The sequence below is a fragment of the Chromatiaceae bacterium genome (assembly GCA_016714645.1).
GTDB lineage: Bacteria > Pseudomonadota > Gammaproteobacteria > Chromatiales > Chromatiaceae > M0108.
This window is the reverse complement of the sequence record JADKCI010000004.1, coordinates 722,443-735,780: the sequence shown is the minus strand read 5'-3', so window position 1 is coordinate 735,780 and position 13,338 is coordinate 722,443. Positions and strand designations below refer to the sequence as shown.

Genomic DNA, 13,338 nt, shown 5'->3' with positions numbered 1-13,338 from the left:
TGTTGGGTCATGATGCTATTCATGCGCGGGGCCTCAAGTATCAATTTTATCGCGCTCCCGAGTCGATCTCGTTACGGGTAGCGCCCCATTAACCGCGGAAAACCTGAGGATCATGGGCCAGCGCAACCCTTGGGCGCGGGTTCCGGGATGATCACCGGACTCGGGCAGGATGAACATTCGGGCCCGGACTTCAGGAAGCGGGCATCGCATCCCGACCCGGCCTCGATGGGTGCCGGGACCGGTAGCCCATTCGCCAACGTGCCTGGTTGCTTGCCCTTCATGGCCCAGCGCCAGATCACCTCCTCGGAGAAGGGCAGCACCAGGAACCAGTGTTCCAGGATGCCCAACGCCAGGAGGGTAGATACCAGCATGAGCCCAATCCGCTGGAAATTCCCCATCTCCGGCTGGGATGCGATCTGGACCAAAAGTCCCAGAACCAGGGTCGCGGCGGTGATGGAGAGGGGGAAGAGGAGATTCATGGGACGCCGGATCATATAGGTCGAAAGGAACCGCATATGCTCGGGCAACCAATGGTCGTGGAGGTTCGGGACTCCGAGGAAGAGGTTGAGCTTGGCGCTTAATCGCATCAACCACAACACCAGGAAACTCCATACGCCCACCTGATTTGGCGCCTCCCAGGCGGCGACCACCAGCACGGCGGCGGTGACGATAATGCCGATCTCCAGGTAGAGGCCGGTACGCATCGCCAGCCAAAACCGGCGCCTACCGCTACAGCCCTCGGGGCAGGGATCGCAATGGGGCCCCACCAGGAATCCCGTGAAATAACCCAACTCCAGCCACCCCCACAGGACCAGGGCGCAGGAAAAGGCGAGGTAGGCGTCACTGGGCTCGGTCCCCAAGCTGGCAAGGGCATGGCCGAAGAGGGCGGCCCCCGCGATCACCATCATACCCAGCATGCTCCGGCGGTAGGTCCGCGCCGGCAGGCGGTGTAAATACAGCAGGACACCCGTGGTCAGCCACCAGACGAAGAGGGTGTATAAAACGGGAATCACATAATCGATCATCGGCGCTTGCTCTTAGGCAAGGCCGGATGACCAAGGGGAGCGGCAGACCTCATGGGGCAGGTTCCCCGTCATCCAATAGCCGTGTAAAGGCCTCTTCGTTGGTGGGTCCGAAGGCCCTGAGATCGATGAGTCGCCCCGTCGAGAGGTCTTCCAGGGTGACTCGACCATCGGCGAGCCGGCTAAGCCGAAAAGGCACGGCTGCCTCCTGATCCCCATGACTGCGACGTTCCCTCGCCAGGGCGCGGAGCACACCCCGCACAAAGCCGCCGCTGCCGGGTGGCACCAGGTCCACGACCTCGTCGCCCTGACCCTCATAAACCAGAACCGCGCCATCTCCACGGTCCGCGAAGCGCAGTTCCCGGGATTCAACGACGGGGGCCAGGGGCTCCCCGCCCCTTTCCAATCCAACAAGCCGGGCCAGGGTGACCGCCAAGAGGGAAAAGCCAATCAGGGCCGCCGCGCCGATCAGGGCACCACGGGGAAAGGGCTGTTGGTTCAGGGATTCACTCACGCCGCCATGCTCCGTCTCCAAAAAGGTTTCATGCGGAAGTTACCGCGGACAGATCCGGTGCCGAAGGGTCGGCCCCTCCTCCCTTGATGGGGCTGGCCACCGGGGCCACCTCGGCCCCAGGGGTCGTCAAGGCTTTCAAGGCACCCGAGAGGATATCGGCCACGCGGGCGGCATCCGGTACCACCCGTAACATGGGCTCTACCTGGCCAAAGCGCCAGGGCCGCACATGCGGCCAGAGCACCAGGTAGGAGACACGCTGCCGCCCGGCCAGGGATAGGGTGATGTCCCCCGTCCCATCCTCATACCGGCGCAACCCAGCGGACCCGATCTGGGTGAAGGGAATGTTAATGGTCATGGATACGGCAACCCCAAAGCGCATGACCACGCGCCGGTTGGTCAGGGTGTAGAGGGTGGCGCGACTATTGGCCCAGGCCAGCAGCAGCAGTAGTCCGATCGCCACCAAGGCCAGGGCCAGCAGCCAGCTTCCCAGCACCACCCCCTGGACCAGGGATTCCCCCGCCAGGAGCTTGGTAGCCAGAAACCAGACGAAGATCACCGCAAAATAGATGACCACCTTACGCACATGGAAGGCGCGTCGCGCCAGGCCCATCCAGCCTGGCGCGCCCTGCCAGAGGATCCTCTCCCCTTCGGGAGGGATCTCCGGCAGACCAGGAATCGGCTCTTGGTCGTACTCGTTCACGGCCGGGTTCAAAACAGGGGCTCGGAGCGCTCGGCCTTGGCGTAGAGGGTACCTCCCGCATAATAGGCGCAGATCTTGTCTTCCTCGCGCAGCGTAATCTGCTCTGGGTTGGACAAGCGGGGCACATGGGCAAAGTGCCGGCCCAAGATGGAGGCGACCTTGATCTGACGCTCCTTACGGTTTACCCGCACGAAGTTCATGGGTAGCAGCACCTCCTGGATCAGGGCGGGCTGTTCGTTCGCCAGGGCATCTTCCTCGGCGGCGGCCAGCGTCACCTCGAGGTAGCGGATCTGAGGCTCCGAGAGATCGACCCAGATATCCTTGACGATGCCACCCACCTCGCCATCGGCGCCCACAACGGGCAGGCCGCGCGGGTCCACGTCCCGCGGAGCGACCGAGAACTCCTGCGCCACCCGCATCGGGATAATCTTGGGCATGCCTTCGAGGGTCAGATCCGGCACATCGGCGCGATCCGGGGAGGCACCAGGGCCCACGGCAGCCAGCATGGGATCGCCATTGGGCTGCAGGGGCGCGCCGGGCCAGGGCTCGACCGGAGTAGCGTTGACGATCTCGCGGGCTTCTTGTCTCGGCGCCGTACGGATACCACCACCATGGGGCAGGAGGAAGGTCTTGGGCTCGGGCATGGACGGGAAGCCAACGACCTTGATCTGGGAGCGGTCCGACTCCAGAGGATAGCCTTCCCGCTTATCCTCGCGGCGAAGATAGATGATAAGCCCCGCGAAAAAGAGCCAGAAGGCGTACAAGACGATCTGGGCAACGTCAAGATGGCTGGTTAAAGCGCCGGTGTACATGAGGGTTCCTCCAGTTGCAAGTTACTAGCCGGGAAAATCGGCTAGGCCGAAACGCGCTGACATCGATGTCACGGGCCGCTGGCGGGTGCCCACGAGCGGTCCAATTGCGACCAGGGTCGCGAAAAGCAGTCCAATTTCCAAATGATAGACTACGCCATAGCCGGTTGCCGGGCTGTTAAGCGCGACACCCAGCAGCCCCTGCTCGGCGAATCCCGCGACCAGGTCGCGGAGCACGCCGCCCAATGCGATGGCAAGGCCAGCGGCGGTGGCCTGCACGGCGCCCCAGGCTCCCAGAGCGAGGCCGTGATAGCCCTCCGCCGCCTGATCCATAGCCGCGGTCAAGGTGCCCACCGCGAAGAGACCGCCACCGAAACCGATAAGGAAGGCGCCGGTGCGAAAGAGCAGCGCGGAGGCCAGGGGCGCGGCGAAGATCACCAGGGTAAAAGCGACAACACCGATGAGGGCGCCGATGGCGGACAGGCGATAGGGGTCCCCCCCCCGGCCCAGGTGTCTGGCGGCCAGGGCAAAAGCCAGGAGCGTCCCGCCGGCGAGCAGGGCGGTGAGCGCGGTGGTGGCCCCGACCGTCAGCCCCAAAATCTGGCCGCCGTAGGGCTCCAGGAGAATGTCCTGCATGCTGAAGCCAGCGGTACCCAGGCCCAGGGCCACCAACATCCGCCTCGTGCGCCCCCCCTGCACATAGTCCCGCCAGACCTGGCCAAAATCCTGGCCCCTGGCCAGCCCCCGGGTACGACCGGGCTCGCGGGCCTCCTGCTTCCAGAGGGCCACGAGGTTGAGCATCATCGTCAGCGCCGCGGCGCCCTGGATGATTTGGATGAGCCGCAATTGGCTGAAATCATCCAGTAACAGCCCAAAGACCGTGGCACTGCCCACCATGCCCAGCAACAGCATCACATAGAGGAGCGCCACCACCCGGGGTCGGGATTCGGCCGGCGCCAGGTCCGTCGCCAGGGCCAGACCCGCCGTCTGGGTGATGTGCAATCCGGCCCCCACCAGCAGAAAGGCGAGCCCGGCCCCGAGGGGCCCCAGGAATGCCGGGCCATGGCTGTCGCCGGACAGGATCAGCAAGGCGAAGGGCATGATGGCCAGGCCACCAAACTGGAGCATGGTGCCCAACCAGATGTAAGGTACCCGGCGCCAGCCCAGGGCGGATCTGTGGGTATCGGAGCGATAGCCCACCAAGGCCCTGAAGGGGGCAAAGAGGAGGGGCAAGGAGACCATGATCGAGACCAACCAGGCCGGGACCCCGAGTTCCACGACGGCCACCCGGTTGAGGGTGCCGGTGAGCAGGACCACGGCCATGCCCACGGAGACCTGGAAGAGGGCGAGCCGCAGCAGCCGGCGCAGGGGCAACTCCGCCGTGGCGGCGTCCGCAAAGGGCAGCAGCCGGGGACCGAGCCGCATCCAGGTCTGGATCAGATCGTGGGTCTGGGCCCTCATCGGCGCGCCAGTTCCAGGGCTTGGGAGGTATAAAAGCCGCTGACGACGCGTTCGCAGCGACCCAGGCGCCAGCCGGCAAATACCGGTTCCGCCGCGATGCGGCGCTGGAGGTCCGCCTCTCCGACCGGCTCGATGGCCGGGGCCCGGTCACCGCGCGGGAAGAAGCGCCCAACCGCGTGCATCAGGGTCAGGCTGGGGGTCTTGGGCGCGAAGGTAAAGAGGATGGACCCCCGGGTACGCAACCCGATGCCGCTCAACACGGCCAGGACATCCTGGGTGTGGTAATGGATCAGGGAATCCATGGCGACCACGTGGTCGAATTCGCCCAGGGCGGGATCCAGCATGTCCCCCACCCGGAATTCCACCGCCCCTGGCGCCAGGTCCAGGGGGATGCGCTCGCGCGCCAGTTCGATGAGGGTCGGCGCCACATCAATAGCCACGACCTGGGCGCCGCGCCGCGCCGCCTCGACGGCCAGGGCGCCGGTCCCGCAGCCCGCGTCGAGCAGGCGCTTGCCGGACAGGTCCTCTGGCAGCCAGTTCAATAGCAAGTCCCGCATCCGATCCCGGCCGGCGCGCACCGTGGCGCGGATACGGCTGACGGGGGCATCGGAGGTCAGCCGCGACCAGGCCTCCGCCGCAGTGCGGTTGAAGTAGGTCTCAATTTGACCCCGCCGTTGTTGGTAGCCGCTATCCGCCATCAGTCAAACCCCAGGAAGTCAAAGATATCGCGGTCGCGCATGGGCGCCACGTCCAGGGGCTCGGTGCCGGCCCACAGGATCTCGGCCAGCCGGAGGTACTCGGCCTGGGCGGACTCCACCTCCGGGGTCGGGTCCATCTCGAAGAGGGTGGACTTCTTGAGCCGGCTGCGCCGGATGACGTCCAGATCCGGGAAATGGGCCAACCGCCGCAGGCCCACCGCATCATTGAACCGATCGATCTCGTCCGTGGCGGCACTGCGGTTAGCCACCACGCCCGCCAGCCGAACCCGGTAATCCCGGGACTTGGCGAGGATGGCGCTGGCGATGCGATTCATGGCGAAGATGGAATCGAAGTCGTTGGCGGTGACGATGATGGCGCGCTCGGCATGCTGGAGGGGGGTCGCGAACCCCCCGCAGACCACATCCCCGAGGACGTCGAAGATCACCACGTCCGTATCCTCCAGGAGCGAGTGCTGCTTGAGGAGCTTGACCGTCTGTCCGACCACATAGCCGCCGCAACCCGTGCCCGCGGGCGGACCACCGGCCTCGACGCACATAACGCCGTTGTAGCCAGCGTAGACGTAATCCTCGGGCCTCAGCTCCTCCGGGTGGAAGTTCACGGACTCCAGGACATCGATCACCGTGGGCACGAGACGCTTGGTCAGGGTAAATGTAGAGTCATGCTTGGGGTCGCAGCCGATCTGCAGGACCCGCTTGCCGAGCTTGGAAAAGGCCACCGACAGATTGGAGGAGGTGGTGCTTTTGCCAATGCCACCCTTGCCATAGACGGCGAAGACCTTGGCGGCGCCAACATCGTCGGTGCAATCGAAATCAAAGTCCACGACCCCCAGCTCATCGGGACAGGGGGTGCCGGACTGGCAGGTCGGGAACCGGGAGGCGCTGCCGATCACGCCGCCGCCTCCAGGACGCCCTCAAGCCGATCCTCTAACTCCTCACCCGCCCGGCGCAGGGCCTCCAGGGTGGCTGGGTCCGGCGTCCAGTAACGGCGCTCATGGGCCTCGATGAGCCGGCTGGCGACCTTGGCGGATGCCGTGGGGTTGAGAGCGGCCAGACGCTCGCGCATCTCGGCGTCTAGGACATAGGTCTCGGTCAGGCGTTGATAGACCCAGGGGGCGACCTGCCCCGTCGTGGCCGACCAGCCCATGGTGTTGGTGATGTGGACCTCGATCTGACGCACCCCCTCGTAGCCATGCTCCAGCATGCCCTCGTACCACTTGGGATTGAGCATGCGGGTGCGGGTCTCCACGGCCACCTGCTCGGCCAGGGTGCGGACCACGCCGTTACCCCGGGTCTGGTCGCCAATATAGACGGGGATGTCGCCGCCCTTGGAGCGGCTCACGGCGCGACTGATGCCGCCCAGGGTATCGAAATAGTGGTCGATGGTGGTGACGCCGAGTTCAACGGAATCCAGATTCTGGTAGGCGAGTTGCACATCGGACAGCACGCTGCACAGCAGTTCGGGCTGGCGCATCAGCTTGCCCGTCCGCCCAAAGGCAAAGCACTTGCGGCGGGTATAGGTCTCGGCCAGCTCGTCCTCCTCGCCCCAACGACTGCTGTCCACCAGGTAGTTGACGTTGGCCCCATAGGCGCCATCCGCGTTGCTGAAGACCCGCAGGGCGGCGGTTTCGAGGTCGCAGCCCTTGGCCGCCTGGTAGGCCAGGGCATGCTTGCGGACGAAATTGCGCTCCTCGGGCTCCTCCGCGACGGCGGCCAGATAGGCGGCCTCCGCTAACATGCGGGTTTGCAGTGGCAGAAGGTCGCGGAAAATGCCCGACAGGGTCATGACCACATCGACCCGGGGGCGTCCCAGCTCTTCGAGGGGAATGAGGCTGGCTCCGGCGAGGCGGCCATAGCTATCAAAACGGGGCCGCGTACCCATGAGGGCCAGGGCCTGGGCGATGGGTCCGCCCTCGGTCTTGAGGTTGTCCGTGCCCCAGAGCACCAGGGCAATGGATTCCGGGAACTTATTGCCCTCGGCCAGGTGCCGTTCCAGCAGGCGCGCCGCCTGGGCGTCGCCATCACGCACCGCGAAGGCGCTGGGCAGGCGGAAGGGATCGAAGCCATGGAGGTTGCGCCCGGTGGGCAGGATGTCCGGGGTACGGAGCAGATCGCCGCCGGGGGCCGGGCGGACATAGCAGCCATCCAGGGCATGGACAATCCCCGGCAGCTCGGTGTCCTTGGCGAGGAGGCGATCGGTGTTCGCCAACTCCCGGAACAGGGTGAGATTCGCCTCCTCGGGCGCCAGCCCCGCCAGGGCCAGGACCGCCTCCGGCGTCTGGCCGGCGACCAGGGCCGCGATAGCGGGCTTGGCGGGACGCACGTCATGTGACGCCTCCGCCACCGCCAGCAACATATCGGCGCGCTGATCCGCCGAGGGCGGCTTGCCGACCACGTGCAGCCCATGGGGAATCAGGGTGTACTCGAGTTCCAGTACCGTCGCCGCGAGCCGGGCCACGCAGTCTTCGGCCTCCCGCCCCCAGGCGGGCTCGGCGGCGGTCAAATCCATCTCCGCGGCCTGGGCTTGGATCAACTCCGCGAGTTGGCCGCGCTCGTCCTGGTTCTCCGGGGCCAGGCCCCGAAAGCGCTCCAGGGACACCTTGAGGTCGATGAGACCGCGATAGAGCCCCGCATGGGCGATGGGGGGGGTCAGATAACTGACCAGGGTCGCCGCGGAACGGCGCTTGGCGATCATGCCCTCCGAGGGGTTATTGGAGGCATAGAGGTAAAAATTCGGCAGGGCCCCGATAAGACGGTCCGGCCAACAGGTCCCGCAGAGCCCTGCCTGCTTGCCGGGCATGAACTCCAGGGCGCCATGGGTGCCGAAGTGCAGCACGGCGTGGGCGCCAAATTCCTCGCTGATCCAGCGGTAAAAGGCGGAGAAGGCATGGGTCGGGGTGAAGCCTTTCTCGAACTGGAGGCGCATGGGATCGCCTTCGTAGCCGAAGGCCGGCTGGACGCCGACGAAGACGTTGCCAAAGGACTGGCCCAAGACGAAGAGGGAGGCGCCATCGGTCTGCTGGCGGCCCGGGGCGGGGCCCCACTGCTTCTCGATCTCCTTGAGCCAGGTCTCGCGCCGCACATGGTCGTCGGTTCGCACCCTGGCATGAACATTGGCATGGGCACCATAGCGCGCCGCGTTGCCGTTGATGATGGACTCCCGCAGCACGTCCACGGATTCCGGCACCTCCACTCCATAACCGGCATCGCGCAACTCCGTCAGCGTATTGAAGAGGGAGGCAAAGACGGAGAGATAGGCGGCGGTGCCCGTATTGCCGGCGTTGGGGGGGAAGTTGAACAGCACCATGGCGATCTTGCGCTGGGAGCGCGGCGTGTGGCGCAACCGGACCAGCCGTTCCACCCGCTCCGCCAGGACTTCGATGCGCTCGGTCTGGGGTTGCATGTCCCGCGCCCGCTCGGGGAGGGCGGCGTTGGAGCGGCCACCGAAGACGAGGGGCCCGGTGGCGCCGTCGAGTTCGGGGATGGCGACCATCATGGTCGCCTCGACCGGCATCAGCCCCTGAGCGGAGGTCTGCCACTGCTCCAGGGTCTGGAATTCCACTGCCAGGGCCGTGATGTAGGGCACATCCAGTCCGGCGAGGACCTCCTGGGCGGCATGGTTGTCGTTATAGGCGGGCCCCCCGACCAGGGAAAAGCCGGTGAGCGAGACCACGGCGTCCACCAGGGCCTTACCATTACGGATGAAGAAGCGCTCGATGGCGGGTCGGGCATCGAGCCCGCTGGCGAAGGCGGGAACGACCTGCAGGCCGCGCCCCTCCAGGGCCTCGATCACACTGTCGTAATGGGCCGTGTTACCCGCCAGGACATAGGATCGCATCAGCAGAAGGCCCACCCGGCCCCGGGCGGGACGCGCCGGCATCGGCACTCGGGCCAGATCCTCGCCGACCCGGCCCCTAAGGCGCGGATGATAGAGGCCGACCTCGGCATACTCCACGGGGGGCGGCACCTTGAATAAGCCGCGCAAGCCGCGCCGCGGGCCCTCGGCGTAGCGGTCGATCAGGAAGGTCACCAGGGCGGCCACATTCTCGTCGGAACCCGCCAACCAGTATTGCAGGGTCAGGAAATAGGCGCGGACGTCCTGGGCCGTGCCCGGGATGAAGCGCAGCAGCTTGGGGATACGGCGCAGCATGGACATCTGCTGGGCGCCAGCGTTCTTGTTCTCGTTGGGTTTGGACTTGCCCCGCAGCCGCCTTAGAAGGGCCATGGGACCGCCACCGGTGCCGTCCATGCGAAAGCCGCCCATCCGGGTGAGGCGCATCATCTCGGCGGCGGACATGCAGACCACCATGGCGTCGCAGGCATCACGGCGGGCCTGGAGGGTGGGCAAGACCGGCAGGATGTGTTCCTCCATGACCAGCATGGTGACCATGATGATATCGCCCCGGCTGATGTCCGCCAGGCAGCGCACCAGGGACTCGGGGTCCTCGTTCCAGTCGGTGGCGGCATGCATGCTGATGGACAAGCCAGGCAGGACTGTCCTCAGATCTGCCTGGGCGCGCTCGATCGTACTCGCGAGGTGGCTGTCCAGGGACAACATCACCACGCGAACCGGGGTGGTGTCCAAGGACGCGTGGCCCTTTTTAGCGGCCAAAATAGGCTTTGGCATCGTAGAGGGTCTCCATACTGATGGTAGCAAGGCCACGCTCCCGGGCGAAGCGTTCGGTATTGCGGCGGGCTTTGCCGCGGACGAAAAAGGGAATCTTCTTGAGTTCCTGCTCGGCCTGGGCATCCCAGACGGGACCGGACTCCGGCATTTGCGCGCCCGGTCGCGGATCGACCGCCGGAGGCGCGGGGCCTTCAAGCTCCGCGGTCGGGGTCGGGGTCGGGGTCGGGGTCGGGGTCGGGGTCGGGGTCGGGGTCGGGGTCGGGGTCGGGGTCGGGGACGATCCCAGATGCGAGGGGGCGGCGCCCTCCCGAAACTCGAAATCCCCCCGAAACATGGTGATCAGATGCTCTTCGAGCCCCATCATGAGGGGATGCACCCAGGTGTCGAAGATGACATCCGCCCCCGCGAAGCCCATCTGCGGCGCGTAACGGGCGGGAAAGTCCTGGACGTGCGCCGGGGCCGAGATGACGGCGCAGGGAATCCCCAGGCGCTTGGCGACGTGCCGTTCCATCTGGGTGCCCAGGACCAGCTCCGGCTGCGACTCGCTGATCCGGGCCTCGACCTCCAGGTAATCGTCGCTGATCAGGGCCTCGATCCCATAGGCCTCGGCAGCCGCGCGCACCGGGCGGGCCTGCTCGCGCAGATAGGTCCCCAGGCCCACGACGCTCATGCCCAACTCCTCGGCGACGATGCGGGCCGCGGCGATGGCATGGGTGGCATCGGCGAAGATGAAGACCCGCTTGCCGGTGAGATAGGTCGCATCCACCGAGTGGCTATACCAGGGCAGCCGTGACGGGGGCCCGTTGAGCGCCGCGCTCACATCGATGCCGGCGACCCGGCCGATCTCCGCCAGGAAATCGCGCGTGGCCCCCACGCCAATGGGCACCGTCCGCACCCAGGGTTGGCTGAAGAGGCGCTCCAGCCAGGCGCAGGTCGTCTCCGCCACCTCGGGATAGAGACAGATGTTGAAGTCCGCCTCCGGGATGCGCAGCAGGTCCCGGGGCCGGGCGCCCAGCGGGGCGATGACATGGACATCGACGCCCACCCGCTCCAGCAACCGGGTGACCTCCACCAGATCGTCGCGGCAGCGGAAACCCAGCGCGGTGGCGCCTAGCAGGTTAGCGCGGGGACGCCGCCCCGCCTCGCGGCGCGGCCGCTCGGCGCCCGGGGCGGGCGCCCGGGGCTTCAGGAGCGCGCGCACCAGACGCAGGAAGGTCTCGCTCGCCCCCCAGGTCTCCTTGCGCGACCAGGAGGGCAGGTCCAAGGGCAGGACGGGCACCGGCAGACCCAGGGTCCGGGCCAGGGTACCGGCCTGATCCTGCAGGAGTTCCGCCGTGCAGGACTCGCTCACCAGCAGGACCTCGGGGCGAAAGCGCTCGTAGGCGGAGCGCACGGTATCCTTGACCAGATCGGCGGTGCTCCGCCCCAGGTCCCGTTGCTGGAAGCTGGTGTAAGAGACCGGTGGGCGTTGGGCCCGGCGCTCCACCATGGTGAAGAGCAGGTCCGCGTAGCTGTCGCCCAAGGGGGCGTGCAGCACGCAATGCACCCCCTCCATGGAGGTGGCGATCCGTAGTGCGCCGACATGCGTCGGGGCTTCGTAGGTCCAGAGGGCGAGTTGCATGGGCCTAAACCTTCAGCCGCTCGCGGCGGATGAGGGGGCGGGCGAAAAGTTCGGCGAGGTCCGCCGCCTGCTCGAAACCCTGGATCGGCGAGAAGACCAGTTCAATCGACCACTTGGTGGCGAGACCCTCCGCCTCCAGCGGGTTGGCGAGGCCCAGGCCGCACACCGTGAGGTCGGGTCGCTCCGCCCGCACCCGCTCAAGTTGCTGGTCCACATCCGCCCCTTCCAGCAGTTGGGTCCCCTCGGGCAGGAGGGCGACTTCGGCAGCCATCAGGCGGCGGTCCAGATAGGGCACGCCGACCTCCAGGAGTTCCATGCCACATTCCCGCTGAAGAAAGCGGGCTATCGGGATCTCCAGTTGGGAATCGGGGAAGAAGGCGATCCGCTTACCAGCCAGTGCGGGGGCGTAGTGGGCCAGGGCCTGCTCGGCCCGCGCCACCGGCCGCTCCAGAATCTCGGCGAGGCGCCCCTCCGCCACCCCCCAGGCCCGGGCCGCAACGCCCAGCCAGAGACGGGTCCCCTCGATCCCGATCGGATAGGGCGCCTCCAGCACCCTGGCGCCCCGGGCCTCCAGGGCGCGCGCCGTCCGACCCAGAAAGGGCTGGGCAAGCAGCACCTGGGTCCCGCTACCGAGTGGGGGAAGCTGGGACGAGAGGCGCGGCGGAAAGAAGTGCACGGGCCCCATGCCCAGCGCCTCGAACAGGCGGGAAAACTGGTCCTCGACCACGTCGGCGAGGGTGCCCACCACCAGAAGACCGGGCTCGCCCGCGGGCCGGCTGGGCAAGTCGCCCACCATGGCCTCCAGACAGGTATCCTCGCCCTGGGTGAAGCTGGTCTCGAGCCCACTGCCCGAATAGGCCAGGACGCGCAAGCGCCCCGGATGGGCCTTAGTCAGCCGCTCCGCCGCCTTGCCCAGATCGAGCTTGAGGACCTCCGACGGGCAGGAGCCCACCAGGAAGAGGGTGGCGATGTCCGGGCGGCGCTCCAGTAACCGTTCGACCAGGCGGTCCAGTTCGACATGGACGTCGGCGAGCCCGGCGAGGTCACGCTCCTCCAGGATCGCCGTGGCGAAACGCGGGGACGCGAAGATCATGACACCCGCCGCGGACTGCAGCATGTGGGCGCAGGTTCGTGAGCCAACGACCAGGAAAAAGGCATCCTGCATCTTGCGGTGGAGCCAGACGATACCCGCCAGGCCACAAAAAGCCTGCCGCTGGCTGCTGACAGGGGAAGTCGCCTCATCCCGGCAAGGCGCGGGGACGTCGCTAGCCATGGCGGCGACCGCCAAGGTCACTCGGCCGCCCCGACCATGCCCACGACCCCTGGGGCGGGTTGCGAAAGTCGGGCTGCGCGCAACTTGAGAAGGAACTGGGTGGCATTGATAAGGTAGGCGGCATAGGCGGCCAGGGCCAGCAACATCAGGGCCCGCACGTCCAGATAGCCACCGATCAGAGCCACCAGGTAGCCGGTGTGCAAGGCGAGGACCAACATGCTGAAAACATCTTCCCAGAAGAAGGATCGGGCAAAGAGGTAACGCCCGAAGACAACCTTCTCCCAAATGGACCCCGTGATCATGATGGCATACAGGAACAGGGTCTTAACGACGATGGATACGGTTGCCGCCGCCTCGCCCGCCCCCGTCGCCAGGTAACGCAACACCAGGATGAGGCTGACCAGGAAGACCAGAAATTGCACGGGCGCAAGAATGCCCTGGACAATCGTCCAGGTTGATGCGTCACGTCTGCGACGCTCCTCGGGTGAATACAGCGGCCGAGGCAAGGAATTCCGAGACTGAGAGTGACCCATAGCGAAACCCGCCGTGCGCAGCCAATGCTTGCCGGTAAAATCTAGCCCCCTCGGGGGGCAAG

General features: G+C 66.5%; 11 protein-coding genes. All 11 read right to left on the bottom strand.

Annotated features, from left to right (window positions below; all coding sequences use genetic code 11):
• Window positions 1–110: 110 nt before the first annotated feature.
• The 11 genes from IPN92_15205 to bchF are packed head-to-tail and all read right to left on the bottom strand — an operon-like array spanning window position 111 to window position 13,276.
• Window positions 111–1,025: a DUF3623 domain-containing protein gene (locus IPN92_15205; protein MBK8639546.1), complete on the bottom strand. Its 915-nt coding sequence runs from the start codon at window positions 1,023–1,025 to the stop codon at window positions 111–113.
• 49 nt (window positions 1,026–1,074) lie between these two features.
• On the bottom strand, window positions 1,075–1,536 hold the full coding sequence (locus tag IPN92_15200; protein MBK8639545.1) for a phosphonoacetaldehyde hydrolase: 462 nt from the start codon (window positions 1,534–1,536) through the stop codon (window positions 1,075–1,077).
• Window positions 1,537–1,564: 28 nt separating this feature from the next.
• Window positions 1,565–2,236, bottom strand: a complete 672-nt coding sequence (locus tag IPN92_15195) for a PH domain-containing protein (protein ID MBK8639544.1) — start codon at window positions 2,234–2,236, stop codon at window positions 1,565–1,567.
• An 8-nt stretch (window positions 2,237–2,244) separates the two neighbouring features.
• The gene (puhA, locus tag IPN92_15190) at window positions 2,245–3,048 is read right to left on the bottom strand and encodes a photosynthetic reaction center subunit H (GenBank protein ID MBK8639543.1); all 804 of its coding nucleotides are present in this window, start codon (window positions 3,046–3,048) and stop codon (window positions 2,245–2,247) included.
• A gap of 24 nt (window positions 3,049–3,072) precedes the next feature.
• Complete coding sequence (locus IPN92_15185; protein MBK8639542.1) at window positions 3,073–4,506, bottom strand: BCD family MFS transporter; 1,434 nt, start codon at window positions 4,504–4,506, stop codon at window positions 3,073–3,075.
• On the bottom strand, window positions 4,503–5,204 hold the full coding sequence (locus IPN92_15180; protein MBK8639541.1) for a magnesium protoporphyrin IX methyltransferase: 702 nt from the start codon (window positions 5,202–5,204) through the stop codon (window positions 4,503–4,505). The genes IPN92_15185 and IPN92_15180 overlap by 4 nt, the downstream gene beginning before the upstream one ends.
• A complete protein-coding gene (locus tag IPN92_15175; protein MBK8639540.1) occupies window positions 5,204–6,112 on the bottom strand; it encodes a ferredoxin:protochlorophyllide reductase (ATP-dependent) iron-sulfur ATP-binding protein in 909 nt (302 codons plus the stop codon). The genes IPN92_15180 and IPN92_15175 overlap by 1 nt, the downstream gene beginning before the upstream one ends.
• The gene (locus IPN92_15170) at window positions 6,112–9,849 is read right to left on the bottom strand and encodes a magnesium chelatase subunit H (GenBank protein ID MBK8639539.1); all 3,738 of its coding nucleotides are present in this window, start codon (window positions 9,847–9,849) and stop codon (window positions 6,112–6,114) included. Before IPN92_15170 ends, IPN92_15175 begins: the two co-directional genes overlap by 1 nt.
• The gene (locus IPN92_15165; GenBank protein ID MBK8639538.1) at window positions 9,824–11,470 is read right to left on the bottom strand and encodes a ferredoxin:protochlorophyllide reductase (ATP-dependent) subunit B; all 1,647 of its coding nucleotides are present in this window, start codon (window positions 11,468–11,470) and stop codon (window positions 9,824–9,826) included. Before IPN92_15165 ends, IPN92_15170 begins: the two co-directional genes overlap by 26 nt.
• Before the next feature lie 4 nt (window positions 11,471–11,474).
• Window positions 11,475–12,743, bottom strand: a complete 1,269-nt coding sequence (locus IPN92_15160) for a ferredoxin:protochlorophyllide reductase (ATP-dependent) subunit N (protein ID MBK8639537.1) — start codon at window positions 12,741–12,743, stop codon at window positions 11,475–11,477.
• Between the two features lie 17 nt (window positions 12,744–12,760).
• Window positions 12,761–13,276, bottom strand: a complete 516-nt coding sequence (gene bchF / locus IPN92_15155) for a 2-vinyl bacteriochlorophyllide hydratase (protein ID MBK8639536.1) — start codon at window positions 13,274–13,276, stop codon at window positions 12,761–12,763.
• Window positions 13,277–13,338 lie beyond the last annotated feature (62 nt).